23 protein-coding genes are annotated in these 24,719 nt (G+C 55.3%); 16 read left to right on the forward strand and 7 right to left on the reverse strand.

What is annotated here, in order from left to right; translation table 11 throughout:
• Window positions 1-93 precede the first annotated feature (93 nt).
• Window positions 94-234 carry a hypothetical protein gene (locus tag V6P94_RS12795; RefSeq protein ID WP_019828905.1) on the forward strand — a complete coding sequence of 47 codons (141 nt, stop codon included), beginning with the start codon at window positions 94-96 and terminating at the stop codon, window positions 232-234.
• A 53-nt stretch (window positions 235-287) separates the two neighbouring features.
• Here V6P94_RS12795 and V6P94_RS12800 read toward each other — a convergent pair whose 3' ends face one another.
• Window positions 288-1,487: a methionine gamma-lyase gene (locus tag V6P94_RS12800; RefSeq protein WP_133078208.1), complete on the reverse strand. Its 1,200-nt coding sequence runs from the start codon at window positions 1,485-1,487 to the stop codon at window positions 288-290.
• Window positions 1,488-1,611: 124 nt separating this feature from the next.
• Here V6P94_RS12800 and V6P94_RS12805 point away from each other — a divergent pair, with 124 nt between their 5' ends.
• The 3 genes from V6P94_RS12805 to V6P94_RS12815 all read left to right on the forward strand — a co-directional run bounded on the left by V6P94_RS12805 (window position 1,612) and on the right by V6P94_RS12815 (window position 3,562).
• Complete coding sequence (locus V6P94_RS12805) at window positions 1,612-2,082, forward strand: Lrp/AsnC family transcriptional regulator (RefSeq protein ID WP_133078209.1); 471 nt, start codon at window positions 1,612-1,614, stop codon at window positions 2,080-2,082.
• Window positions 2,083-2,255: 173 nt separating this feature from the next.
• Window positions 2,256-2,939, forward strand: coding sequence for a glycoside hydrolase family 19 protein (locus V6P94_RS12810; RefSeq protein ID WP_133078210.1), 684 nt, complete (start codon window positions 2,256-2,258; stop codon window positions 2,937-2,939).
• A gap of 89 nt (window positions 2,940-3,028) precedes the next feature.
• A complete protein-coding gene (locus V6P94_RS12815) occupies window positions 3,029-3,562 on the forward strand; it encodes a DUF3087 family protein (RefSeq protein WP_133078211.1) in 534 nt (177 codons plus the stop codon).
• A 74-nt stretch (window positions 3,563-3,636) separates the two neighbouring features.
• On the opposite strand, the gene ppnN is transcribed toward V6P94_RS12815, so the two are convergent.
• A complete protein-coding gene (gene ppnN, locus V6P94_RS12820) occupies window positions 3,637-5,010 on the reverse strand; it encodes a nucleotide 5'-monophosphate nucleosidase PpnN (RefSeq protein ID WP_133078212.1) in 1,374 nt (457 codons plus the stop codon).
• 250 nt (window positions 5,011-5,260) lie between these two features.
• Between ppnN and V6P94_RS12825 the strand changes: the two genes are divergently transcribed.
• Window positions 5,261-5,581: a YbjQ family protein gene (locus tag V6P94_RS12825; protein ID WP_133078213.1), complete on the forward strand. Its 321-nt coding sequence runs from the start codon at window positions 5,261-5,263 to the stop codon at window positions 5,579-5,581.
• 48 nt (window positions 5,582-5,629) lie between these two features.
• Here the strand turns inward: V6P94_RS12825 and V6P94_RS12830 are convergent, their stop codons facing one another.
• Both V6P94_RS12830 and csrA read right to left on the reverse strand, forming a co-directional pair.
• Complete coding sequence (locus V6P94_RS12830; protein WP_133078214.1) at window positions 5,630-6,175, reverse strand: DUF1269 domain-containing protein; 546 nt, start codon at window positions 6,173-6,175, stop codon at window positions 5,630-5,632.
• A 299-nt stretch (window positions 6,176-6,474) separates the two neighbouring features.
• Complete coding sequence (gene csrA, locus V6P94_RS12835) at window positions 6,475-6,669, reverse strand: carbon storage regulator CsrA (RefSeq protein WP_019828915.1); 195 nt, start codon at window positions 6,667-6,669, stop codon at window positions 6,475-6,477.
• A gap of 252 nt (window positions 6,670-6,921) precedes the next feature.
• On the opposite strand from csrA, the gene V6P94_RS12840 reads away from it, so the two are divergent.
• Both V6P94_RS12840 and V6P94_RS12845 read left to right on the forward strand, forming a co-directional pair.
• Complete coding sequence (locus V6P94_RS12840) at window positions 6,922-7,278, forward strand: hypothetical protein (RefSeq protein ID WP_133078215.1); 357 nt, start codon at window positions 6,922-6,924, stop codon at window positions 7,276-7,278.
• Between the two features lie 122 nt (window positions 7,279-7,400).
• On the forward strand, window positions 7,401-8,021 hold the full coding sequence (locus V6P94_RS12845; protein ID WP_133078216.1) for a TetR/AcrR family transcriptional regulator: 621 nt from the start codon (window positions 7,401-7,403) through the stop codon (window positions 8,019-8,021).
• Between the two features lie 99 nt (window positions 8,022-8,120).
• Here V6P94_RS12845 and preA read toward each other — a convergent pair whose 3' ends face one another.
• Genes preA through hydA form a run of 3 tightly spaced genes read right to left on the reverse strand, consistent with a single transcriptional unit; the run spans window position 8,121 to window position 12,261 of the window.
• Entirely contained in the window at window positions 8,121-9,395 is a 1,275-nt protein-coding gene (preA, locus tag V6P94_RS12850) for an NAD-dependent dihydropyrimidine dehydrogenase subunit PreA (RefSeq protein ID WP_133078217.1), read from the reverse strand.
• Entirely contained in the window at window positions 9,396-10,763 is a 1,368-nt protein-coding gene (locus V6P94_RS12855) for an NAD(P)-dependent oxidoreductase (protein WP_338646776.1), read from the reverse strand. It lies immediately after the preceding gene.
• Window positions 10,764-10,821: 58 nt separating this feature from the next.
• A complete protein-coding gene (hydA, locus tag V6P94_RS12860) occupies window positions 10,822-12,261 on the reverse strand; it encodes a dihydropyrimidinase (protein ID WP_133078219.1) in 1,440 nt (479 codons plus the stop codon).
• 619 nt (window positions 12,262-12,880) lie between these two features.
• Here hydA and V6P94_RS12865 point away from each other — a divergent pair.
• The 9 genes from V6P94_RS12865 to V6P94_RS12905 all read left to right on the forward strand — a co-directional run bounded on the left by V6P94_RS12865 (window position 12,881) and on the right by V6P94_RS12905 (window position 24,717).
• Window positions 12,881-14,368 (forward strand): NCS1 family nucleobase:cation symporter-1, encoded by a 1,488-nt coding sequence (locus V6P94_RS12865; protein ID WP_133078220.1) that lies wholly within the window; start codon window positions 12,881-12,883, stop codon window positions 14,366-14,368.
• A 35-nt stretch (window positions 14,369-14,403) separates the two neighbouring features.
• Window positions 14,404-15,663 (forward strand): Zn-dependent hydrolase, encoded by a 1,260-nt coding sequence (locus V6P94_RS12870; RefSeq protein WP_133078221.1) that lies wholly within the window; start codon window positions 14,404-14,406, stop codon window positions 15,661-15,663.
• Between the two features lie 759 nt (window positions 15,664-16,422).
• Window positions 16,423-17,790 carry a group II intron reverse transcriptase/maturase gene (ltrA, locus tag V6P94_RS12875; RefSeq protein WP_326397458.1) on the forward strand — a complete coding sequence of 456 codons (1,368 nt, stop codon included), beginning with the start codon at window positions 16,423-16,425 and terminating at the stop codon, window positions 17,788-17,790.
• Window positions 17,791-18,364: 574 nt separating this feature from the next.
• Window positions 18,365-19,342, forward strand: coding sequence for an IS5 family transposase (locus V6P94_RS12880; RefSeq protein WP_338646790.1), 978 nt, complete (start codon window positions 18,365-18,367; stop codon window positions 19,340-19,342).
• A 219-nt stretch (window positions 19,343-19,561) separates the two neighbouring features.
• A complete protein-coding gene (locus V6P94_RS12885) occupies window positions 19,562-20,539 on the forward strand; it encodes an IS5 family transposase (protein WP_338646790.1) in 978 nt (325 codons plus the stop codon).
• Between the two features lie 456 nt (window positions 20,540-20,995).
• Complete coding sequence (locus tag V6P94_RS12890) at window positions 20,996-21,946, forward strand: pyridoxal-phosphate dependent enzyme (RefSeq protein ID WP_133078223.1); 951 nt, start codon at window positions 20,996-20,998, stop codon at window positions 21,944-21,946.
• Entirely contained in the window at window positions 21,943-22,509 is a 567-nt protein-coding gene (locus V6P94_RS12895; protein ID WP_338646793.1) for a phosphoribosyltransferase family protein, read from the forward strand. Before V6P94_RS12890 ends, V6P94_RS12895 begins: the two co-directional genes overlap by 4 nt.
• Window positions 22,510-22,543: 34 nt before the next feature.
• Window positions 22,544-23,470 (forward strand): DMT family transporter, encoded by a 927-nt coding sequence (locus V6P94_RS12900; RefSeq protein ID WP_338646795.1) that lies wholly within the window; start codon window positions 22,544-22,546, stop codon window positions 23,468-23,470.
• 11 nt (window positions 23,471-23,481) lie between these two features.
• A complete protein-coding gene (locus V6P94_RS12905) occupies window positions 23,482-24,717 on the forward strand; it encodes an ATP-grasp domain-containing protein (protein ID WP_338646797.1) in 1,236 nt (411 codons plus the stop codon).
• Window positions 24,718-24,719: the final 2 nt, after the last annotated feature.

Raw genomic sequence — 24,719 nt, forward strand, 5'->3', positions numbered from 1 at the left:
GTTATCTGCGACTGTTATGTATGCAGTTTGCGGCGCAAAATTCCCGTCAACCTTTCGAGACAGACGAGGACGTGAGTACACAGCAACACTCGCGTGTGGTCGGCTGATGTTCTGCGCCTGTTTTATTACGAACGTTTGACGGGGAATTTCATGAACAAAATGGCATGGTTTTTGGGCGGCTTTCTGGTGCTGACCATCGGTATTGGCATTTTGGCGACGATTCCGCCGGGTTAATGGGGTGCTCATCTCGAATGTACCTTGCTGGCGTCTGATTACATTGTGCGAGCTCAAGCATTGATTTTCAGCGCCTGCTCTATATCCGCCAGCAGATCGGCAACATCCTCAAGCCCCACGGCCAGTCGTACCAGCCCCTCGGAAATACCGTGTCGTGCCCGCTCTTCAAGGGTGTAAGTGGAGTGGGTCATGCTCGCAGGGTGCTGCGCCAGTGATTCGGCACCTCCCAGGCTGACTGCACGGCTGAACAGTTGCAGGGCATTCATGAACCGCTGACCTGCGGCCATACCGCCTTTGAGTTCAAAGGCAATCATGCCCCCCGGCAGTTTCATTTGCCGGGATGCCAGGGCGTATTGTGGGAAAGAGGGCAGGCCGGGGTAGGCAACCCATTCCACGGCGGGGTGATCCTCCAACATCTGCGCGATGATCCGGGCACTGCTGCAATGGCGCTCCATGCGCAACGCCAGGGTTTTGATGCCTCGCATCAGCAGGTGCGCATCATTGGGCGACAGGACCGCGCCCGTCAGGTCCTTCAGTCCCTGCAGGCGAATCCGGTCGGCCAGGTGTTGGCGGGTGACCACCATCCCTGCAGTGATATCGCTATGCCCGCTCAGGTACTTGGTGGCCGAGTGCACCACTACGTCTGCCCCCATTTCCAGGGGGCGCTGCAAGTACGGGGTGCAGTAGGTGTTGTCGATCACCACGAGCAGGTCGTTGTGTGCATGGGCGATGGTTGAAATCGCAGCAATGTCCACCAGCTGCATGTTCGGGTTGGCCGGGGTTTCGAAGTAGATCATGCGCGTTGCAGGGCTGATGGCCGCTTCGAGGTCGGCCGGGTTGGACATGTCCACGTGCTTGACCACGATCCCGAACTCTCCGATGCCGTGATGCAGCAGCGCAAACGTGCAGCCATACAGCGTGCGGTTGACGATGATTTCATCGCCAGGCCTGAGCAAGGTCCAGAACGTTGCCGCAATCGCCCCCATGCCGGAGCTGAATGCCACGCCCGCTTCGCCGTTTTCCAGCGCCGCCATGCGCGACTCAAGCAGGGCCAGGGTCGGGTTGGAAATACGGGTATAGAAATGCCCGTTCTCTTCACCGGCAAAACAGGCCGCGCCGTATTCCACCGATGCAAAAGCAAAGGTCGACGTCAGGTAAACAGGGGGGATCAGTGCACCGTGGTTCTCCAGTGCGTTGTACCCGTGATGGATTGCGCGGGTAGAAAAGCCGAAGTTGTTGTTTTTATCGTTCATGCTGAACTCTCCGATATTTCCTACAATGCTATGCTTTAAATAGACGTGAAAAATTCCAAATTTACCTGCAAATACTGAATGGATTAGAACAAAACCCAGTCAAAGTTATATTTAGAGGCACAACATGCCAACAACTCTGGATCGAACGGATAAAGCCCTTCTCGCGGCACTGCAAGGTAATGCTCGACTCACCGTCGCCGAGTTGGCCGAGAGCGTTTCGCTGACGACTTCGCCCTGTTGGCGTCGGGTAAAAATACTGGAAGAAAGCGGGATTATTACGGGTTATCAGGCTGTTCTTTCGCCCAAGGAACTGGGTTACGGAGTCACGGCTTTTGTCAGCGTGATGATGGAGTCCCATTCACAAGAGGTGGCCAGGAATTTTGAGCAGCGCTTGCTGGAAATCCCTGAAATCATTGCCTGTCATAACGTTTCGGGGCGTTATGACTTTTTGTTGGAAGTTGTGGCCAAAGACCTGGAGTCCTTCGGCGAATTTGCCCGTGAGGTCCTGCAAGCCTTGCCTGCGGTCAAGGAGATTTATTCGAGCTTTTCCTATAAGTCGGTCAAGCCGCGGCGAGTGGTCCCCGTCATTGGTTGAGGACGGTTATTGAGTGTAAAACTGTGAAGTATGCGAACTTTTCATCCGCCATATTATGGAGCTGTAGATGTGTTCTGAAAAAGGTGTAGCCCTGGTCTTGTGGTAGTTATTTGGCAGGCGGTAAAAGTTTTAAATGGTTCACTTTTAATTTCATTTATTAAGAGTAAGTAGCCATGTTGACCCGTGAAATCATGTTGCAGGTTTTTCCAAAAAGCGCTGCATTTGTTGATGTGTATATGCCTTTTTTACAGGCGATGACTCGCCAGCGGCAGATCAATACTCCCAGGCGCATGGCCGCCTTTTTAGCTCAGGTCGGGCATGAAAGTGCAGGTTTCACCGTCCTTGTCGAAAACCTCAATTACAGCGCTGATGGTCTGGCCGCGACCTGGGGTTCACGTTTCGCGCAGAAAAATTCGGCTGGCCAATACCTCACCGTGATGGACGGCGGCCGTGCACGGCGGCTGCCCAATAGTGACGCGCAGAAGCTGCATCGCAGGCCAGAAGCAATCGCCAACCGGGTCTACAGTGACCGCCTGGGCAATGGCTCCGAGGCGTCGGGAGATGGTTGGCGGTATCGTGGTCGGGGGCTGATCCAGGTCACGGGCAAGAGCAACTATCAACAATGCAGCCTTGGACTGTTCGGCGATGAACGATTACTGGCCACCCCGCAACAATTGCAGGAGTGGCACTGGGCAGTTGAGTCCGCAGGCTGGTACTGGAACTCGCGCAACGTGAATGCCCTGGCGGACGGGGATGACTTCGAGCGGGTCACGAAGGCTATCAATGGCGGGCTCAATGGCCAGGTGCATCGTGTTGCGCTGTACCGCCAGGCACTGAGTTTATTGCAGACGGCCTGACCGGTTTTATTTCAGTCAGCCAGACAGCGATATCGGTCCATAATGCCCGCGCACTTTGCCCTTAGCCATGTTGGAGTCATAGATCAGTGATGTTTGAATTACAGCCGATGAACCCCGAGATTTATCGTCAGCAAACCCGGCGTAGCACCCTGTACATCGTGCTGACGTTTGTCGCGCTGTCGTTGCTGTTGTCCGGGCTGGCGGTCATGGTGCTGGGCGTTGCAGGCGGCGATAATTTTCGCTTGAACCTGGCGGGAGTCATTGTGGCCCTGATCACGACCATTGTGCTGGTGCGCTACCTCTTCTGGTCACAGCCCTGGATGCGGCCTGCCGCGTACGGCTGGCAGCTCAAGCGCAGCCTGATGAAAGTGACCAACGTCATGCATCACGTAACGGCAGGGGTGATGGCTGGGGATAGTGCGGCGATGAAGTTGCTGCGTTTTTATCATCTTGGGGTGAGCCAGATGTACCAACTGGACGCCAACTCCAGTGCGTTGAGCCAGATGGTTCTCGAGATGGATCTGCACAAGGCGCGCCTTGAAGCGCTGGGTATCGACCCCGAGCAGACCCGGCTGGATCCTGCCTGGATTGAGGCCGTGAAAAAACATGCACCCTTGACGTGATTCCTCTGCGGGCATGCCAGGCGATGTGCGTGATGACGCTACGCGTTCGCTTGGCAGGCCCTTGAGGATGGGTGTTAGCTTACGACTCGATAGCACGGCTCATAGGCCGCACCGCCTGGCAGTTTCATGCGGTGTTGCTCGACAAATGCCTGCAGCAGTTTGTCCAGCGGCTTCATGATGGCCGCGTCGCCGTGGATTTCGTACGGGCCATACTGCTCGATCAGGTGGATACCTTTCTCTTTTACGTTACCCGACACAATCCCGGAAAAAGCCTGGCGCAGATTGATTGCCAGTTCGTGGGGCGGCATGTCGCGGCGCAGTTGCAGGCTGGCCATGTTGGCGTGGGTCGGGTCGAACGGACGCTGAAATCCTTCATCGATTTTCAGTAGCCAGTTGAAGTGGAATGCGTCATTGCGCTCGCGACGGAACTGCTTCACTGCCTTGAGCCCGGCAGTCATTTGCCGCGCAACTTCGGCCGGGTTGTCGATGATGATCTGGTAGTGCTCTTGGGCTTCTTCACCCAGGGTAGCCCCGACAAACTCATGGAGTTGCTGCAGGTAGGGTGCGGCTTCTTTGGGGCCGGTCAAAATCACCGGGAACGGCACATCGCTGTTTTCCGGGTGCATCAGAATCCCGAGCAGGTACAGGAACTCTTCGGCGGTCCCGGCTCCGCCCGGGAAAATGATCACGCCGTGGCCAACACGGACAAAGGCTTCAAGACGCTTTTCGATATCCGGCAGGATCACCAGTTCGTTGACGATAGGGTTCGGCGCTTCGGCTGCAATGATGCCCGGCTCGGTAAGCCCCAAATAACGGCCACCGGTCAGGCGTTGTTTGGCGTGGGAAATAGTGGCGCCCTTCATCGGGCCCTTCATCACGCCGGGACCGCAGCCGGTACAGATATCCAGGCTGCGCAGCCCCAGTTCGTGGCCCACCTTCTTGGTGTACTTGTACTCTTCGGTGTTGATCGAGTGACCACCCCAGCACACCACGATTTTTGGCTCGACGCCCGGACGCAGCGTGCGGGCGTTGCGCAGCAGGTGGAACACGTAATCGGTGATGCCGGCCGAACTGCTCAGGTCGATACGCGGGCTGTCGAGGCCGCTCTGGGTATAGACGATATCGCGCAGGGCGCTGAACAGCATTTCACGTGTACTGGCGATCATTTCGCCATCGACGAACGCATCGGCGGGAGCGTTTAACAGTTCAAGGCGCACGCCACGGTCTTGCTGATGAATTCGAACCTCGAAGTCCAGGTAGGCTTCAAGGATGGTTTTTGCGTTATCGACGTGAGCGCCGGTGTTCAGAATAGCCAGAACGCACTGGCGAAACAGCGTGTAGCTGGTGCCTGAGCCAACTTCGCTCAGCTGTTGTACTTCGCGTTGAGAGAGTGTTTCCAGGCTGCCCTTAGGGCTGACTGAAGCGTTGATGACTTGTCTTTGGACCATTGCGGGCTTCCTTGAGCGGGGTCGAAAAGTTGCTTGGCGCAGCCATTGAGTTCATGTCAGCAGTGCAGATTTGCCGAGCGAGGCGTCCCAACTCTTACGTCTTTAGATTCATCTGCTTTAAGCATAGTAGCCTTTGGTCATGTATTTAGAAGAGCCTGCCGTTCACCCTGGCTACAGTAGCAGCAGTGATCGGGACAGCGATAAGGTAACCTTTCAAGTCACTGAAACAGAAAAGGAAAAGGGCGGGCTGATGATTATTACCACCACTCATAGCATTGATGGCCGAAAAATTACGGAATACGTGGGCGTTGTCAGCGCCGAGTCGGTTCACGGGATCAACGTGGTGCGAGATTTTTTTACCGGTGTGCGCGACTTTTTTGGCGGGCGCTCTCAGACGCTGGAGCGAGCCCTGAAGGAAGCGCGGGCAGAGGTCACGGATGAAATCCGTGACAGGGCAAGAGCCATGGGGGCCGATGCCATTGTGGGACTGGATTTTGAAATCAGCATGCCGTCAGGTCGAGGCGGGATGCTGGTGGTGTTTGCCACTGGCACCGCAGTGCGCTTGAACTGAGGGGCAAGCATTCGACCGCGCAACGCGGTCGAATGGGGCGGTGCAGGTTTAAATCGTTTTGGTCAAAGTGGCGCCGGAAGTGGTTTTGGACAGTGCGTCCTGCAACTTCTGCTCTTGTTCAGGAGACAGGGAAGTGCGCAATACCTTGCCCTTGAAGTCCGAGTCTTCCAGTTCCTTCAGGACTTTTTCAGGCTGGAACTTGCGCAGCAGGACGAACAGGGCCGAGGAATCGTTGGGGATCGTTTCGCTCAGCGACTTGATAAAATCGTCATCAATCCCGTAATCGCTCAGCGAGCCCGAGAGGGCACCGGTGCCAGCGCCCAGCGCGCCACCGATGGCAAAGCCTGCCAGCGGGTTTAGAAACAGCAGACCTACCAATGCGCCCCACAGGCCGCCGGTGACCAGGCCGGATGTCGCCCCAATGGCTGTCAGGTTCACGCTTTGCTTGATGTGGATTTTGCCTTCGGCATTGCGCACAACAATGACCGCATCTTCCAGCTCTACCAGGTGCTCTTTACTCAGCGAGACCATCTTGGTGAGGGCGCGATCTGCTTTTTCGGTGTCTGAAAATCCCACTACGATTAAATCGGACATGTCTTTCATTCCTTGACGGTACAGGTCCAGCCCGGTGACGGGCTGAATTGAGGAGGAGTTTCTCAAGGCGTCACAACGCAAACGCCCTGGCGCGCAGTGGTTCAGATGTGAGCCTTCTGCGAGGAGTGAGCGTGGTCGCTAACCTTGAAACGGTCAAGTCGACAGGACATATCTCTTGGCAATGAGAGAGGTCTGCAGGGAAGAGGGGTGATGCTTTGGCAGGCGCACGTATCGGATGATTTGAGGAGGGCTGGCTGAGCAGCCCTGACACTCAAGCCTAGGGCTGAAACCTCACAGGCTTACGGCTGATCGTTCTTTTCAGGGGCATTCAATCCAGCCTGGATACGTTGGTAAATTTCTTCACGGTGAACGGCCACATCTTTCGGCGCGTTGATGCCGATTCTGACCTGTTGTCCGCTGACACCTAAAATAGTGATCGTAATATCGTCACCGATGTTTATGCTTTCACCAACTTTACGGGTGAGTATCAGCATTTTTTTCTCCTTGATGGCTTTGTAAGGCCCGTCTCTGAGACGGTGCGGCTTCGGTCATGACTACAGAATACTGCTTAGTGCGTATAAATGCGCCGCTCATTACAGACGACATGGCCAGATGTTTGATTCCCTATAAGGGGAAAATTCTTGCGCATGTACCATAAATTGGGGCGTTTTGGATTTGTTCAAGGAGAGCAAAGGCCGCTGTCCCAGTGATAAAATCTACCCATTCAAACAGACAGGGGAAACGCAGTGCGTAAAGTCATCGTGATGACAGCAATATTGGCCTTGACGGCTTGCGGTCAGGAGTCTAACGATAAAATCCAGCGGGCTAAAGCAGCTTCTGAAGCAACAGTGGTCCAGGCGCCTGTTGCGCAATGGGCGCTCGAGATCACTGAAGGCCAGAGAGCGACAATTCCCGACACCACTGGAAGGCTTCTTGACAACGGTTTTACTCCTTACATTTTCGAGAATGGCGGTGTTCAGCACTTCCTCATCGGGCCGTTTACTTCTGAGGCTCAAGCACTTGAAGCCCAGGAAAAAATGAAACTCAAGCCCAAACTCGACGGTATTGAAACCAATGTGATCGAGTTGCCCGCTGCCCAATAAACGGGTTCAGCGTCGCGTATTCGCCTAAGCGTAGCTGCCGTAGGCGTTATTCGACGCTTTGTGCAGGAAATATTTGCTCATTCGGCGTACATCAAAGAAGCACGACGGCAAGGGCACCAGGCATGAGCAATCACAAGATCGAAATTCGGCGTAGCAATGTCGAAAAAATCCTCCTCGGGGCCGAAAAGATTTTTGCCGAAAAAGGATTTGCCGGAACGGCAATGGCGGACATCGCGGCGCAAGTCCAGCTGCCACGCTCAAACCTGCACTACTACTTCAGTACTAAAACCGAGCTCTACAGTGCCGTATTGCTGGGGTTGCTCGAGGTGTGGAAGCAGGATGCGCTGTGTTTTGAAACCTACGACGACCCTCGGCTTGTGCTCAGCAGCTATATCCGCGCCAAAATGAACCACTCGCGCACACGGCCCCATGGCTCGAAGGTCTGGGCCAATGAAATGATCCACGGTGCTCCGACTCTGGGCCTGGCGCTGGATGCCAGTCTGTATGACTGGGCGAAGATGAAAGAAGCCAAAATCCGTCAATGGGTGCAGGACAAGCGAATCCTGCCTGTGGAACCGTCCAGCCTGCTGTACATGATCTGGGCTTCCACCCAGCATTACGCCGACTTCGACCATCAAGTGATGATCATCAACGATCACCAGCCATTGTCCGACATTCAGTTTGAGCGGGCGCTGCAGACCGTTACCAGCGTGATCCTTAGGGGGATCGGGCTGGAGCCTTGAAACACCTGGTTCGTAGTCGCTGCCGAGGCACGAAGGCTGCGAGCCTTTTGCAAGACAAGAGCTCGCAGCCTTCGTGCCTCGGCAGCGACTACGAGCTAACTATGAAGCCACGCAGTACGGGTTACGCGGGTCATGGTTCCAGTCCAGAAACGGCAGGCCGTTGTTGTGCTGGACCATCTCGATACATGCCTCGACCGGGCAGGTGATCTGACACAGGTTGCAGCCTACGCACTCATCCTCGATCACTTCATAACGGTGTGTCCCGTCAGGCTGTTTCAAGCTGGCGATGGCCTGGTGCGAGGTGTCTTCGCACGCAATATGGCAGCGCCCGCAGCCGATACAGGCGTCCTGATCGATTTTGGCAATGACCTGATAATTTATGTCCAGATACTTCCAGTCGGTGGTATTGCCTACAGCGCGTCCAGAGAAATCGTCCAGGCTTGTGTAGCCTTGGCTGTCCATCCAGCGCGACAAACCATCTTTCATCTCGTCCACAATCCGAAAACCGTGGAGCATTGCCGCAGTACAGACTTGAACCGCCCCACAGCCCAGAGCAATAAACTCTGCTGCATCACGCCAACTGCCAATGCCGCCGATCCCACAAATAGGCAAGCCCTTGGTCAGCGGGTCGCGAGCAATTTCTGCCACCATATTCAGAGCAATCGGCTTGACCGCCGAACCGCAATAACCCCCGTGTGTGCTTTGGTTGCCCACCATCGGCAAGGCGACCATACGCTCCAGGTCGACGCTGGTGATCGAGTTGATGGTGTTGATCAACGACACCGCATCGGCACCACCGCGATGGGCTGCGCGGGCGCTGAGGCGCACGTCGGTAATGTTGGGCGTCAGCTTGACGATGACCGGCAGCGAGCAATAGGTCTTGCACCAGCGCGTGACCATTTCTACGTACTCGGGAACCTGGCCCACCGCCGCGCCCATGCCGCGCTCCGGCATGCCGTGGGGGCAGCCGAAATTCAGCTCAATACCATCGGCCCCCGTGGCTTCCACCAGCGGCAGGATGAACTTCCATGACGCCTCTTCGCAGGGCACCATCAGGGACACGATCAAGGCACGGTCCGGCCAGTCCTTTTTGACCTGAGTGATTTCCCGCAAGTTGATTTCGAGGGAGCGGTCGGTGATCAACTCGATATTGTTGATGCCCATGACTTCACGGTTAGGCCCGAAATGCGCCGAGTAGCGCGACGATACGTTGACCGCCGCCGGGTCTTCCCCCAGGGTTTTCCAGACCACCCCACCCCAGCCGGCCTCATAGGCGCGCACTACGTTGTAGGCCTTGTCGGTGGGTGGCGCAGACGCCAGCCAAAAAGGGTTGGGCGCTTTGATACCGGCGAAAACAATCGAGAGATCGGCCATTTACGCAGCCTCCTGATCAAGCATGAGTTGGGCATGCATGGCTTCTGCGGCCAGCTTGCCGTGTTGCACGGCCTGTACGGTCAGGTCCTGCCCCAGGGAGGTGCAATCGCCCCCGGCATAGACTCCGGGAATGCTGGTGCGCAGGTGCTCGTCCACCTCAATCCGGTCGCCCACCCGTTTAAGCTTCTGCGCCAGGGGATCGCCCAGGGCCCCATCATCAAAGGTCTGGCCGATAGCCTTGAACACCGCGTCAGCCGCCAGTTCGAAGCTTTCACCGGTACTCACCAGGCGCCCTTCCTCGAGGCGGGTGCGGGCAAGGCGCATACCGCGTACGCGGCCCTGCTCATCCAGCAACACCTCTTGTGGTTGGGCCCAGGTCATCAGTCGCACTTGATTGGCCTTGGCAATGTCCTGTTCGTGCCCGGTGGCGCCCATGTCTTCGAGCCCCCGGCGATACACCAGACTGACCTCGCGGGCACCCAGGCGGGCCATCTGCACGGCCATGTCGATCGCGGTATTGCCCGCGCCCAGCACAATGCAACGTTCGGCCAGGGGGAGTTGGGTCAGGTCATCGCTTTGGCGCAGCTCGCGGATGTAGTCAGTGGCGGCCAGCAGTCCAGGTGCATCTTCGTTGGGCAGGCCGAGCAACCGGCTGGCGGCCAGGCCCAACCCCAGAAACACCGAATCAAATTGCTGATGCAGTTCGCTCAAGGTCAGGTTGTCGCCCAGGCGCTGACCGTGGCGCACCTCGATGCCGCCGATCTGCAAGACGAATTCCACTTCGCGCTGGGCGAAGTCATCCACCAGTTTGTACTTGGCAATCCCGTACTCATTGAGCCCGCCGGATTTTTCCCGAGCTTCGAAAATCACCACCTCATGGCCGTGCAGCGCCAGGCGATGGGCGCAGGCCAGACCGGCTGGGCCTGCACCGACCACGGCGATGCGCTTGCCCGTGGGTGCAGCCCGCGTGAAGGGGTGCTCGCTGAACTGCCCGTTGTCGACCGCATAACGCTGTAACAAACCGATCAGCACCGGGGCGCATTCCTGGCTGTTATTGCGCACGCAGGCTTGCTGGCACAGCACCTCGGTAGGGCAAACCCGGGCACAACTGCCGCCGAGGATGTTGGCCGAGAGAATCTTCTGCGCAGCACCCTGGACGTTTTCCTGCTGGATGTTGCGAATAAACGACGGGATATCGATGTCGCTGGGGCACGCATTGACACAGGGTGCGTCGTAGCAATACAGGCAGCGCGAGCTCTCCAGTATGGCTTGGCGGGCACTCAGGGGGGGCGCCAGATCGGTAAAGTGACTCGCCAGCACCTGCGCATTTTCATGGGGGTGCGGTAAATGATTCAGGGACTTGATCACGGTGATTGCCTCACGGTTGTGGGGGGCGTCCTGCCTCTGTCGGGCAGTGGTTTGCAACTCAGCGTTTAACGGCCACGGGCTGTTGATGCTCAGCGCGCTTTTTCAGCAAATCGAACACGGCTGGATAGGCCGGGCGTTCGATATAACGGCCTGCACCGCGTTCTGCCCGCAGATCGCCATCGGCCCACACCACACGGCCCTGGCTGATGGTGTGGCTGGGGACACCACGCACGGTCTTGCCTTCAAAAATATTGAAATCGACTTTTTGATGGTGGGTCTTGGCGCTGATGGTGCGTGTCCCTGTCGGGTCCCATAGCACCAGATCGGCATCGGCGCCGACCCGGATCGTGCCTTTGCGCGGGTACAGATTGAATATTTTGGCAGTGTTGGTAGAGGTCAGTGCGACGAACTCCTGCATCGACAGGCGTCCCGTATTCACGCCCTCATCCCAGAGCACTGCCATGCGGTCTTCGATGCCTGCGGTTCCGTTGGGGATCTTGCTGAAATCGTCGCGCCCGGCGGCTTTTTGCTCGGCACAGAAGCAGCAATGGTCAGTGGCTGTGGTGTGCAGATTGCCCGACTGCAGACCATGCCAGAGCGCCTCCTGATGCCCGCGCGGACGGAAGGGCGGGCTCATCACGTAACCGGCGGCTGTTTGCCAGTCCGGATGTTGATACACGCTGTCATCGAGCAGCAGGTGACCGGCCAGCACTTCGCCATACACCGGCTGCCCCTGACTGCGGGCGTAGGTGATTTCATCCAGTGCTTCACGGGTCGACACATGCACCAGATACAACGGTGTGCCAATGGTCTGGGCGATGCGGATTGCCCGGCTTGCAGCCTCGCCCTCAACCTGGGAAGGGCGTGAAAGCGGATGAGCTTCCGGCCCCGTCATGCCCTGGGCCATGAGCTTGCGTTGCAGGTGGTACACCAGTTCGCCGTTTTCGGCATGCACTGTGGGTACAGCGCCCAGTTCCAGGCAGCGCTCGAAACTCGCCACCAGGGTGTCATCAGCGGCCATGATCGCGTTTTTGTAAGCCATGAAGTGTTTGAAGCTGTTGATGCCATGCTGGCTGACCAACTCGGCCATTTCCTCTCGGACCTGTTCGCTCCACCAGGTGATGGCGACATGAAAACCATAGTCCGACGCCGACTTCTCGGCCCAGCCGCGCCATTGATGAAAAGCCTCCAGCAAGGACTGCTGAGGATTGGGAATGACGAAATCGATAATGGAAGTTGTGCCACCCGCCAAACCGGCGGCCGTACCACTGAAAAAGTCTTCGCTGGCCACGGTGCCCATAAAGGGGAGTTGCATATGAGTGTGCGGATCAATTCCGCCGGGTATTAAATATTGACCGCTGCCATCGAGAACTTCGCAGCCGGGCGGAACATCAAGATCAGTACCAATCGCTCGGACCAGACCGTCCGCACAATAAACATCAGCACAATAACTTTCATCATGGGTCACAAGCGTAGCGCCACGGATTAACAGTGACATACCGAGTTCCTCGCAGGCTGACCGGCTATAACCGGTTCTAAATGTTGTTATTAAAGTTAGCGCACAGGTTGGTTCCTGTCACTGGTGTCAGGAATGAAATCTAGAGGGTTGTTGAAAAATGATCAAACTTTATTTTTGTTGAGTTGTTATTAGTGTAACTAATTGATTTATATATAAATTATTTAAACATCACCAAAATGTGGCACGGCCTCACCATTTTGACGCACTTGACAGGATTCAAATATAGGCGAAGTTTCTTATGCTAAATCAGGCGCTTGAGCCTGTAGGGGAGAGGAGGTAACGCAATAAAAATAAATAAGCGTGCACCGTGTTGTTTCGTTTTGCTATATCAAAAAACAGTAAGTGAGCGGTGAACGCCCCCAATAGGAATGAGAGTCATTCGGTTCGTTATTTAAAACAGCTTTAAACCAGGGCGTTGCAAGTAGTAACAGCCAGTGTGCGGGGGCGAGGCAAGTAACACGGCACAGTTCTTGATTGTCGCTGCCACAACCGGACGGGCCGATCCATACAGCAGTGTCCAGGCAAGGGAGCCGCTCTGCGTCTAAACGCAGGGCCTCAAAGCGCAACCAAGAGCACCACAACAAGAGAGTGATCGAATATGCAACCGAGCAGATCCCGAGTCACCGAACGTAACGGTTTGTACGAATTGGACGCTGGTCCTGAGGTCCTCGATAGCCCCCGGTACAACCACGATATTGCCCCCACCAAAGTTCACGAACGCACCTGGAACAAATGGCATATCACGGCCTTGTGGGTCGGTATGTCCATTTGTGTACCCACTTACACCTTGGGCGGGGTACTGACCGCCTACTTCGGACTTTCGGTCGGCGAGGCGCTGCTGGCGATTTTGCTGGCCAATATCGTGGTGCTGATCCCGCTGACCCTCAACGCGTTTGCGGGCACCAAGTACGGCATTCCCTTTCCTGTTTTACTGCGGTCTTCCTTCGGCATCATCGGCTCAAACGTCCCCTGCCTGATCCGTGCCCTGGTGGCCTGCGGCTGGTTCGGTATCCAGACGCTGTTTGGCGGCCTGGCGATTCACCTGTTTCTGGGCTCTGTGTTCGAGGGCTGGAAAAGCCTGGGCGGCACCGGAGAAGTCATCGGCTTTATGGTGTTCTGGGCACTGAACCTGTGGGTGGTATTGCGCGGTGCCGAGTCGATCAAATGGCTTGAAACCCTGTCTGCTCCCTTGCTGGTACTGGTCGGCCTGGGCCTCCTGGTGTGGGCATTGCCCAATGTGTCGATGACCGAACTGCTGGCCCAGCCACCCAAGCGTCCCGAAGGCGCCAGCGTGTATGGCTACTTCTTTGCCGGTTTGACCGCGATGGTCGGATTCTGGGCCACCTTGTCCCTGAACATTCCTGACTTCAGCCGCTACGCAAAAAGCCAGAAGGACCAGATACAGGGGCAGATTTTTGGCCTGCCGCTGACCATGTTCCTGTTTGCGGCCCTGGGTGTGGTGATGACCGCCGCGTCGGAAAAACTGGTGGGTGTCACGGTGTCCGATCCGGTCAGCCTGATCGGTCATATTCAAAGCCCGGGCTGGGTGGCGCTGGCGATGGCGCTGATCATCATCGCAACCCTGTCGACCAATACCGCCGCCAACATCGTGTCGCCTACCAATGACTTCCAGAACATAGCGCCCAAGCTGATCAACCGCACCAAGGCGGTGATGCTGACCGGCCTCGTGGGGCTTGCGCTGATGGCCCACGAACTGCTCAAAAAACTGGGTTTGCTGGTGTCGGATGTGAGCCTGGAAACCGTGTACTCCAACTGGCTGCTGGGCTACTCCAGCCTGCTGGGGCCGATTGCCGGGATCATGGTGGTCGACTATTTCATTATCCGTCGGCAAAAACTCGATCTTGCAGGGCTTTACCAGGACGGGGTGTACCCGGCGTGGCACTGGAACGGCTTTATCGCGTTTGGCGTGCCGGTGGTGCTGACCTTGCTGTCGTTGGGTAGCAGCGCCTTCAGCTGGTTCTACGACTTTGGCTGGTTCACCGGGTCATTGCTCGGCGCCGGCATTTATTACGGGCTGCATCGCTTGGGCAGCCAGCAAACAGAGACCGTCAAAGGCACGGTTTAAAAACGACTCTTATAAAACTGCCTGGGGAAAACACCATGAACGCATCGCACGACCTTCAGCAGCAACCCTTGCAATCGATCAACGGCGACCGCCTGTGGGCTTCGCTGATGGAAATGGCACAGCTTGGCGCTACGGTAAAAGGCGGCGTGTGTCGCCTGGCCCTGACTGACCTGGACCGTCAGGCACGTGACCTGTTCGTTCGCTGGTGCGAAGACGCGGGCTGCACCGTCAGCGTGGATGGGGTGGGCAATATTTTTGCCCGCCGCCCCGGCCTCAATCCCGACTTGCCGCCCGTGATGACCGGCAGCCATATCGACACCCAACCCACGGGTGGCAAGTTCGACGGCTGCTTCGGCGTACTTGCCGGGGTAGAAGTGATGCGAACGCTCAACGACCTCAATATCCAGACCCAGGCCCCCTTGGAGGTCGTGGTCTGGACCAACGAAGAAGGCTCGCGTTTTGCGCCGTGCATGATGGGTTCGGGGGTCTTTGCAGAGAAATTCACCCTTGAAGAAACCCTGGCCAAAACCGATGCCCAGGGAGTGACCGTCGGCGAAGCCTTGACTGCCATTGGTTATGCGGGCAGCCGCAAAGTCAGCGGTCATCCGGTGGGGGCTTACTTCGAAGCCCATATCGAGCAGGGTCCGATTCTTGAGGACGAGCGCAAAACCATTGGTGTAGTGCTGGGCGCCCTGGGGCAGAAATGGTTCGACCTCAACCTGCGCGGCGTCGAGGCCCACGCCGGGCCGACCCCCATGCACTTGCGTAAAGACGCACTGGTCGGTGCGGCTGCCGTGGTTGCAGCGGTCAATCACGCCGCTCTTGGCCATCAACCCCACGCCTGCGGCACGGTAGGCTGCCTGCAGGCATACCCGGGATCGCGAAACGTGATCCCCGGAGAAGTGCGCATGACCCTGGACTTCAGGCATCTGCTGCCTGAGCGACTGGACTCGATGATTGAACAGGTTCGCGGGGTGATTGAAGCCACGTGCCAGCAACATGGCCTGAGCTTCGAGCTCACCCCTACGGCGGATTTCCCGCCGCTGTACTTCAACCCTGATTGCGTCAACGCCGTGCGTGAGGCGGCCAACGAACTGGGCTTGTCCAACATGGATATTGTCAGTGGGGCAGGGCATGACGCCATATTCCTTGCCGAACTTGGGCCAGCGGGCATGATTTTTGTGCCATGCGAAGGTGGCATCAGCCACAACGAAATCGAAAACGCCGACCCCGGGGATCTGGCAGCGGGGTGCGCGGTCCTGCTTAAAGCCATGTTGGCGGCTTCGAACAAATAGTTTTTTGTAGTCGCTGAGGAGCGTAGCGAGGCTGCGACGGGTTGCGCAGCAACCCTTTTCCTTGACCAAAAGAGAAGGCCCTGCGGCCCTTGTCGCAGCGGCTTGGTTTCGTCGTCAGCTGCTACGGATCGCGAGTAGCACCCACCAGGCCGGTCGGCCGCCTCGGTGCGCAATCTTCGAGGGGCAAGCCTTTTTGGGTGCATTTTCGCGTCTGGAACAAGTGCTTCGCCGTAAGGGCGAACCCCGTAGAAAGTCGTGACACATCGAATGGATATGTACTCGGCATAGGTGTGGGGCATCGCAAAACAACTGGCACACGGGGTACATATCCGGCATTCGCGGTTAACTGAAATGATGGTTTCGCCCTTACGGCGAGGCCCTTGTGCGCCCAGCATGGGCGCCATCCTAGAGGTGAAAGTCCTCTCTTGAGCTGGCCACAGCGAATGAAGCGAAGCGCAACTGCATGAGGGTGACCAAGTGTGGGAAGGAAGCGTGGAGCATAAACCGCGAGCCGAGGTACACAAACCGCATCTGAGGCATCTCTGGTCAGGGCGAGCAGGCAAGTGACTGCGAAGCTCTTGTGGCCAAAGCACCGGGGATGTAAATGCGGCGGTTGTGCGGTGAAGGATGGCGTTCTTACCTGGGGAGATCTCGCCTCATGCCTGAAAGGGCGACGGCGCAAGCCGGAGCGAGAAGTCAGCAGAGGCCGTAGTAGCTGCGTTGCAGTGAAGGGCCAAACGAGAAGGAGTGAGGTTCACCATGGCGATACAGCAGGCCTTGCATCAGATGCCCGGGAAACCGGGGCGGGACGGAGCTGCGACGGGTGAAACCCGACGCGAAGCGTCCAGCGATGAAGCCGGCGGTCCGCGTCATGACCCGAACCACATGGGGTCAGGACTTCTGCAAGAAGCCCTGACCAGAGAAAACCTGCAATTAGCGCTCAAGCGAGTCCGGTCAAATAAAGGTGCTGCGGGCGTCGACGGTCTTGGGATCGATGAGACGGTCGAGCATCTGTTAACGGCCTGGCCCGTGATACGGGCGCAGTTGCTGGCGGGAACGTACCGGCCAAGTCCGGTGCGTAGAGTTCTGATTCCCAAACCCGACGGAGGCGAGCGCAAGCTGGGCATCCCAACGGTGACGGACAGATTGATTCAACAGGCGCTATTACAAGTTTTGCAGCCTCTGTTGGACCCGGTATTCAGTGATCATAGCTATGGTTTTCGTCCCGGTCGCAGCGCTCATCAAGCGGTATTGGCAGCGCAGCAATATATTGATTCGGGGCGGGACACTGTGGTGGACGTTGATCTGGAGCAGTTCTTTGATCGCGTTGATCATGACCTGTTGATCGCTCGACTGAGCAGAAGGGTAACCGACCGAGGCGTTCTGCGTCTGGTCCGGGCCTACCTGAACAGCGGGACGTTGATCGACGGCATAGTGGTAGCCAGTAAACGAGGGACGCCGCAAGGCGGCCCACTCTCACCATTACTGGCCAATGTATTGCTGGACGAGGTGGACAAGGAGCTGGAGCGACGAGGCCATTGCTTCGTCAGGTACGCGGACGATGCGAACGTTTACGTACGCAGCCTGAAGGCCGGTCAACGGGTAATGGCAGTGCTCCGTCGCCTTTATGATCGACTTAGACTGCAAGTGAACGAGAGCAAGAGTGCGATTGCCAGTGCGTTTGGCCGCAAGTTTCTGGGCTACGGCTTTTGGCTGTCTGCTCAAGGCGAGGTCAAACGCTGGGTGGCAAGCAAAGCGCTACAGGCGTTCAAAAGCCGCATCCGTCAGCTGACTTCTCGTAATGGAGGACGAAGCATGTCGCAGGTGGTGGAAGGTCTGAGACTGTACCTGCTGGGTTGGAAAGCGTACTTCGGTTTATCGCAAACGCCTCGCCTCTGGCACCGGTTCGATGAATGGATCCGCCGACGACTCAGGGCTATCCAGCTCAAACAATGGAGAACCGGAAGGAGGACGTACCGTGAGCTACGCAAACTTGGAGCAGGACCTGACTTGGCAGCGGCGATAGCCAGCAACAGCCACAGGTTCTGGCACAACAGTGTCGGTCTGATCCATGGAGTGCTTACGGTGGCGTGGTCCGACCGGTTGGGTCTACCTCGACTCTGCTGACCTCAACTTCTCGAACCGCCCGGTGCGGACCCGCATGCCGGGTGGTGTGGCAGGGGCGCGGCCAGATGGCCGTCCCCTATGCCGATTTGTCAAACAGCCACAAAAGGAACCAAAAAGGCCTTGCCCTGGCGTACGGCCCTCGCTGCGCTCAGGTTCCCTCGTTCCGGCCCCGCTCCGTGGGCCCGCCGTGACGGGCCATCCATGGCCCAACACGGCTCTCCCGGCATCCATGCCGGTCGACCCACTACGCAGCACCTCCTCTCGGCCTCCCGAGGGGCGGGTAGATCAAAATCCCGCCGAGGCGGCCGACCTGTTTGGTGCGCATCTACTGCGCCATCTTGTGTAGCCGCTCAGGAGCGTAGCGAGGCTGCGACGGGTTGCGCAGAACCCTTCTCCTTGACCAAAAGCGAAGGCCCTGCGGCAGCGGTTACAGGTTTGGTGATGACTGATCCCAATCACCCGGTTGAGGGCAACTGTTTGGGTGTGCTCGGCAGTTTCTGTTAGGGAAACTCTGAAAAAGACTTCCATCTCTGGTGAAATACACGCCTCACACGAACTGAACGGCTGAGCCCCGATGAAACAGATGTCCTTCGCCGATGCCGAGTACGCCGGCAAACGTAAGCAGACCCGCCGCGAGCGTTTCCTGATCGAGATGGATCAGGTCGTGCCCTGGAAGGGTTTGATTGCCTTGATCGAGCCGCATTATCCGAAGGGCGACGGTGGTCGTCCGGCGTATCCGTTGATGGCCATGCTGCGGGTTCATCTGATGCAGAACTGGTTCGGCTACAGCGATCCGGCGATGGAAGAAGCACTTTACGAGACGACGATTTTGCGCCAGTTTTCGGGGCTGCATCTGGATCGGATTCCTGACGAAACCACGATCCTTAACTTCCGACGTCTGTTGGAAAAACATGAGCTGGCCGGCGGGATTTTGCAGGTCATCAACGGCTATCTGGGCGACCGTGGTTTGATGCTGCGCCAAGGTACGGTGGTCGATGCGACGATCATTCATGCGCCAAGTTCGACCAAGAACAAGGACGGTAAGCGCGATCCCGAAATGCACCAGACGAAGAAAGGAAATCAGTATTTCTTCGGGATGAAAGCGCATATCGGCGTTGATGCCGAATCCGGCTTAGTGCATAGCCTGGTGGGCACGGCGGCCAATGTGGCGGACGTGACGCAGGTCGATCAGTTGCTGCATGGCGAGGAGTCTTACGTGTCTGGCGATGCCGGTTACACCGGCGTGGACAAGCGTCCTGAGCATCAGAATCGCAAGATGATCTGGTCGATTGCGGCGCGGCCCAGCAGCTACAAAAAGCACGGAAAACAGAGTTTGATCGGTAGTCTGCGGCGCAAGATCGAATACGCCAAGGCCCAAGTACGCGCCAAGGTTGAACATCCGTTTCGGGTCATCAAGCGTCAGTTTGGCTATACGAAAGTGCGCTTTCGCGGCCTGATGAAAAACACCGCGCAACAGGCCACGCTATTTGCCCTGTCGAACCTGTGGATGATGCGAAAACGGCTGCTGGCTGCGGGAGAGGTGCGCCTGTAATGCGGGAAAAGCGCCTTGAAAAGGCGTTGTTCAAGGGTGAAACGATGAGTTAAGAACAGGAAAGGTCTGATTTCTGACCAAGCCAGCGTTTTTTGAACCTCAACCAAGGAGGGCATCAAAAATCGCTGACTACTTCAGACCTTCCTTAGGGAAACTCTGAAAAAGACTTCCATCTCTGGTGAAATACACGCCTCACACGAACTGAACGGCTGAGCCCCGATGAAACAGATGTCCTTCGCCGATGCCGAGTACGCCGGCAAACGTAAGCAGACCCGCCGCGAGCGTTTCCTGATCGAGATGGATCAGGTCGTGCCCTGGAAGGGTTTGATTGCCTTGATCGAGCCGCATTATCCGAAGGGCGACGGTGGTCGTCCGGCGTATCCGTTGATGGCCATGCTGCGGGTTCATCTGATGCAGAACTGGTTCGGCTACAGCGATCCGGCGATGGAAGAAGCACTTTACGAGACGACGATTTTGCGCCAGTTTTCGGGGCTGCATCTGGATCGGATTCCTGACGAAACCACGATCCTTAACTTCCGACGTCTGTTGGAAAAACATGAGCTGGCCGGCGGGATTTTGCAGGTCATCAACGGCTATCTGGGCGACCGTGGTTTGATGCTGCGCCAAGGTACGGTGGTCGATGCGACGATCATTCATGCGCCAAGTTCGACCAAGAACAAGGACGGTAAGCGCGATCCCGAAATGCACCAGACGAAGAAAGGAAATCAGTATTTCTTCGGGATGAAAGCGCATATCGGCGTTGATGCCGAATCCGGCTTAGTGCATAGCCTGGTGGGCACGGCGGCCAATGTGGCGGACGTGACGCAGGTCGATCAGTTGCTGCATGGCGAGGAGTCTTACGTGTCTGGCGATGCCGGTTACACCGGCGTGGACAAGCGTCCTGAGCATCAGAATCGCAAGATGATCTGGTCGATTGCGGCGCGGCCCAGCAGCTACAAAAAGCACGGAAAACAGAGTTTGATCGGTAGTCTGCGGCGCAAGATCGAATACGCCAAGGCCCAAGTACGCGCCAAGGTTGAACATCCGTTTCGGGTCATCAAGCGTCAGTTTGGCTATACGAAAGTGCGCTTTCGCGGCCTGATGAAAAACACCGCGCAACAGGCCACGCTATTTGCCCTGTCGAACCTGTGGATGATGCGAAAACGGCTGCTGGCTGCGGGAGAGGTGCGCCTGTAATGCGGGAAAAGCGCCTTGAAAAGGCGTTGTTCAAGGGTGAAACGATGAGTTAAGAACAGGAAAGGTCTGATTTCTGACCAAGCCAGCGTTTTTTGAACCTCAACCAAGGAGGGCATCAAAAATCGCTGACTACTTCAGACCTTCCTTAGAGGCGACTCAGTGATAGGAGGCGATTTATGCCCAACACTCTATTAATACTTTGATTGCTGATGAATAAGTTTTACGGATTGTTTCCTGTGTTTAAAATTAAACTAAATGTTCTTGATTAAATATTTCGTCTGAACAGTGATTTAAGTGTGTCTTAAGGCTAGGTGTGTAGTCTGGTGTAGGGCGTTTCTATATATTTATTATTGTATTAATTATTGTGCTGGGGTAGGTTTTGGTGCGCTGATTGTAATGATTGGTTGTGGTTTGAATGTTCTATATCGATCTTCTGCTAGGTGCTCGGAGGTTGAAATGAATTTGGCCAGTATCGGTAATACACCGCTGGTGGAGCTAACGAAGCTTGCCTTAAACGGAGGTCGCTTGTTTGCCAAGTGTGAACATATGAATCCCTCAGGTAGTCATAAGGACAGGACGTACTTAAATATTGTCACGGTGTTGGAAGGTGAAGGGGCTATTCATAAAGGTATGACCCTTGTTGATTGCTCCACTGGGAACGGTGGTGCCGCACTTGCCTGGATAGGTAGGGAGAAAGGGTATAAGGTTAAAATATTCATGCCTGAAGGGATGACGCAGGAGCGTAAGGATCAAATACATGCTTATGGCGCAAGCTTTATTGAAACGCCGAAAGAAACTTTTTTAATCGGAGCTGCCGATGCTGCTCGGGAGTATGTCCAGCGTCATTCTGACGGGCATATGTTCTTTCTAGATCAATCCAGTACGTTGCTAAACAAATTTGCTTGGCATGCCTGTGGTGAAGAAATTGTCAGTGCCTTGAATAGAGTCTCTATGACGCCCGATTATTTTATTTGTTCAATCGGCACGGGCGGGACGTTTTGTGGTATTGCTGAGGTGTTGAAGCGGGATTACCCAATGATCAAGACTGTCGGCATTGAGGTTGACAGTTCTGCACCGTTGTATTCCGCCAGGCGAGGGTTGGAATTCGAGCACTGTCCTCATAATTTAATGGGGTTGGGTGCAGGGGAGGTGTCCATCAATACGGTGACTGAATTAATTGATGATGTAGTGGTAGTTGCAGGCGATGCTGCTTGGGATAGGATGAAAGCGTTTGTAGTCGAAGATGAGTTTGATATTGGTCCCACCTGTGGAGCCAATCTGATAGTGTGCGAGCATCTTGCGCAATTAAATCAGGGTAAAAACATAGTTACTGTTTTTTTTGATAATGCCTGGAAGTACAAAAGTCGTTGGGGTGGAGTGTATCCTGAGTACGTGGAGATAAAATGATGCTCCTTAAAGAAGTATACGAAAACGCCAAAGTTGTGAGTGCGAAGGGTATTTTGATAACGGTAAATGAATTCACGGATCAATTGCCCGCCTTGCGTCCAAAGGTACTTTTGGACGTTGCTCATGCTGTGATAAGGCTGATGGATCTGAGTGTCGATAAAATCGTAACGGAAGAGGACAAAGGTGCTCCGCTGGCAACGGCGATATCCATTTTGACGGGTATTCCCTTGGCAATGGCGCGATGGTACTCATACAGCCTTGACGAAGTGAATGATGTCTGTGTGGATATTCGCTCCGAATATTATGAAGGAAAACTCTATCTCAATGGTATTGAGCCTGGCGATAAGGTAGCTATTGTTGATGATACGCTAAGTACGGGTGGTGCCGTCATTTCACTGGTAAATGCTGTAAGGAAAAGTGGTGCTGAAGTTGTTGACGTAGTTTGTGCGGTGGAAAAGGTTCAAAATATGGGGTGTCGTCATGTGCTCGATAAGACCGGTATTACAGTTAAAACACTGATGAAGATCACATTGATGGAAAATCGAGTCAATGTGTTGGGTTGATATCGGTTAACCAGTTATCATAGTGGTATTGGTTATGCATCCAATAAAAACAGGTGTGCTGCTCGGGTTGTTATTCTGTTTTATCAGTGCTGCGTTTGATGTGTACGTCGCCTTTGTGACGCAAACTCTCGATACTCTGGTGGTGATTTTATATTGCTTTGTCTCATCCATGCTGGTGTTTCTTGGGTGTAGCCTGTGGCGGGGCAGGCACTCGTTATTAATCAAGTGTCAACAGCATTGGCCATTAATCGTAGTGGCAAACATCTCGGTGCTGTTGAATTGGGGAGGCCTGTTTTATGCATTACGCTTTCTGGAGCCGGCAGTCGTTGGGGTTGCATCAGTGGCGTGTGGGCCGGCATTAACCTTGATTGTTTCTTCATTTATAAAAGGCATGGGCAGGGCTCGTAGTGTAGAAATAATTATCGCCATCCTTGTATTGTTGTCGGTCGCTATCATGCTTTTCAACTCATTTCTCGGGGAAAGTGGTATTTCATCCATGTCAGTCGAGCAAAGAGTTATCGGTATTATCAGTGTCGTATTGTGTGCATTGGGCACGGTGCTTTATACGATTGTGTCCAAAAAATTATTTAAGCACCATTGGCAGGTTTACGAAATCCTGGCGGTCAGGAACGTGTTGATAGTTGTGATCTGCAGTCTATTTGTTACGTTAAGTGATGTGTCGTACAGCCTCACCGTAGAGTGGGTGTTGCCTATGTTGGTGCTGGTCGTTGTCGGTCACCTTTTGCCCATCTATCTGATTCAAAAAACCATCTTTCATCTCAGCGCAATCAATGTGGCGTTTGTGTTGCTGACGTTGCCGGTTTTTACCCTGCTGCTTCAATTTATGGATGCGCGCGTTTCATTTTCGATGCCTAGCATTGCAGCGGTTGGGATTATCGTGACGCTCTTGGCTTCGCTGACGCTGTTCAATCGACAGGCAAACAATCGAGGTCTGAAATGATCAGGGTCGTTGTGGTTGACGGTTTTTCTTCGGGTAAATTGCTGGCCAGAGAACTCCATGCGCAGGGTTGTCTTTTATTCCATATGGCGTCCAGCTCTACCATTGATGATTATTACTATGCAGGTTTTGAGTTTGGTATTTACCATGCGTTCATGACTCACGCGGACAATGGCTCCACACTGTTGGCGATAAAGGATTTTGCCCCCGATTACATTGTCGCGGGGGCTGAAAGCGGGGTGCTGCTGGCCGACCAGTTGAATGAGCAGTTGGGGCTTGAATACACCAATGACTTTTCCAGGAGCCTGGCGCGCAGAAACAAGTTTCAGATGATCCAGTGCATTACCGATGCTGGTTTGCCCGCTCCAGCCCAGTGTGCGGTTGATACATGGAATGCGGGAAGAGACTGGGTTCAGGCTCGGGGCACGTTCCCGGTCGTGATCAAGCCCCTTGAGAGCGCAGGGGCGGACGGGGTTTTTATTTGCCATGACCTCGCCGCTTGCGAACGTGCATTCACCCAACTGCTGGGCACGCGCAACAAGCTCAATATCGAGAACAGCCAAGTATTGTTTCAGGAGTACCTGGCGGGCACCGAGTATGTGATCAATATGGTGTCCCAAGGCGGGCATCAGTTAATCACTGAGGTGGTGAGGTACACCAAACGGGTGCTGGAGACCGGCAGCATTGTGTATGACATCGACCAACTGCTCGACGCCACGGTAGCGCCCTATGCAGAGCTCGTGGCCTACACCCGCAAGGTAGTGACGAGCCTCGGTATTCTCAATGGGCCCAGTCATGCTGAAGTCATGTACACCTCAGAAGGACCGAAACTGGTTGAAATTGCCGCCCGTACAGACGGGATCCTCAGAACTGGAGTCAGTGCACAAACCACCCGCATGGGGCAGATCAATGCGTTCGCGCTGTCGATCACCCGTCCCCTTGAATTTGAACGGCTGCTGATGTGTGGCACTGACTATGTACGGTTCAAGCACACCTACAATGTCAGCCTGATCAATCGTTCAGAAGGCCTGTTTACCAACGAAGCATTTATGGAAAAGTTGTCCGGACTGGCGTCGTTTTACGAGGTGGTTTTCTACGTCGTTAATGGACAGCACATTGCGAGTACAAAGGATGTGTTCAGCCAGCCGGGTACTGTGTATCTGGTTCATCCCGACCTCAACCAGATCGAGGTGGATTACGCCCGTATTCGCGAAATGGAGCAGGCCGGGATTTATTTGCAGAGCTCATAACG

Origin of the sequence: Pseudomonas sp. ML2-2023-3 (assembly GCF_037055275.1) — a bacterium.
Classification (GTDB): domain Bacteria; phylum Pseudomonadota; class Gammaproteobacteria; order Pseudomonadales; family Pseudomonadaceae; genus Aquipseudomonas.

Excerpts from the sequence above, each read along its gene's own strand:
- V6P94_RS12895 (WP_338646793.1), top strand. The coding sequence starts at position 21,943 with ATGATGCTCCTTAAAGAAGTATACGAAAACGCCAAAGTTGTGAGTGCG.
- V6P94_RS12810 (WP_133078210.1), top strand. The coding sequence starts at position 2,256 with ATGTTGACCCGTGAAATCATGTTGCAGGTTTTTCCAAAAAGCGCTGCA.
- V6P94_RS12815 (WP_133078211.1), top strand. The coding sequence starts at position 3,029 with ATGTTTGAATTACAGCCGATGAACCCCGAGATTTATCGTCAGCAAACC.
- ppnN (WP_133078212.1), bottom strand. The coding sequence starts at position 5,010 with ATGGTCCAAAGACAAGTCATCAACGCTTCAGTCAGCCCTAAGGGCAGC.
- V6P94_RS12845 (WP_133078216.1), top strand. The coding sequence starts at position 7,401 with ATGAGCAATCACAAGATCGAAATTCGGCGTAGCAATGTCGAAAAAATC.
- V6P94_RS12800 (WP_133078208.1), bottom strand. The coding sequence starts at position 1,487 with ATGAACGATAAAAACAACAACTTCGGCTTTTCTACCCGCGCAATCCAT.
- V6P94_RS12890 (WP_133078223.1), top strand. The coding sequence starts at position 20,996 with ATGAATTTGGCCAGTATCGGTAATACACCGCTGGTGGAGCTAACGAAG.
- V6P94_RS12900 (WP_338646795.1), top strand. The coding sequence starts at position 22,544 with ATGCATCCAATAAAAACAGGTGTGCTGCTCGGGTTGTTATTCTGTTTT.
- V6P94_RS12830 (WP_133078214.1), bottom strand. The coding sequence starts at position 6,175 with ATGTCCGATTTAATCGTAGTGGGATTTTCAGACACCGAAAAAGCAGAT.
- V6P94_RS12885 (WP_338646790.1), top strand. The coding sequence starts at position 19,562 with ATGAAACAGATGTCCTTCGCCGATGCCGAGTACGCCGGCAAACGTAAG.
- ltrA (WP_326397458.1), top strand. The coding sequence starts at position 16,423 with ATGGCGATACAGCAGGCCTTGCATCAGATGCCCGGGAAACCGGGGCGG.
- V6P94_RS12805 (WP_133078209.1), top strand. The coding sequence starts at position 1,612 with ATGCCAACAACTCTGGATCGAACGGATAAAGCCCTTCTCGCGGCACTG.
- V6P94_RS12865 (WP_133078220.1), top strand. The coding sequence starts at position 12,881 with ATGCAACCGAGCAGATCCCGAGTCACCGAACGTAACGGTTTGTACGAA.
- csrA (WP_019828915.1), bottom strand. The coding sequence starts at position 6,669 with ATGCTGATACTCACCCGTAAAGTTGGTGAAAGCATAAACATCGGTGAC.
- V6P94_RS12870 (WP_133078221.1), top strand. The coding sequence starts at position 14,404 with ATGAACGCATCGCACGACCTTCAGCAGCAACCCTTGCAATCGATCAAC.
- preA (WP_133078217.1), bottom strand. The coding sequence starts at position 9,395 with ATGGCCGATCTCTCGATTGTTTTCGCCGGTATCAAAGCGCCCAACCCT.
- hydA (WP_133078219.1), bottom strand. The coding sequence starts at position 12,261 with ATGTCACTGTTAATCCGTGGCGCTACGCTTGTGACCCATGATGAAAGT.
- V6P94_RS12825 (WP_133078213.1), top strand. The coding sequence starts at position 5,261 with ATGATTATTACCACCACTCATAGCATTGATGGCCGAAAAATTACGGAA.
- V6P94_RS12880 (WP_338646790.1), top strand. The coding sequence starts at position 18,365 with ATGAAACAGATGTCCTTCGCCGATGCCGAGTACGCCGGCAAACGTAAG.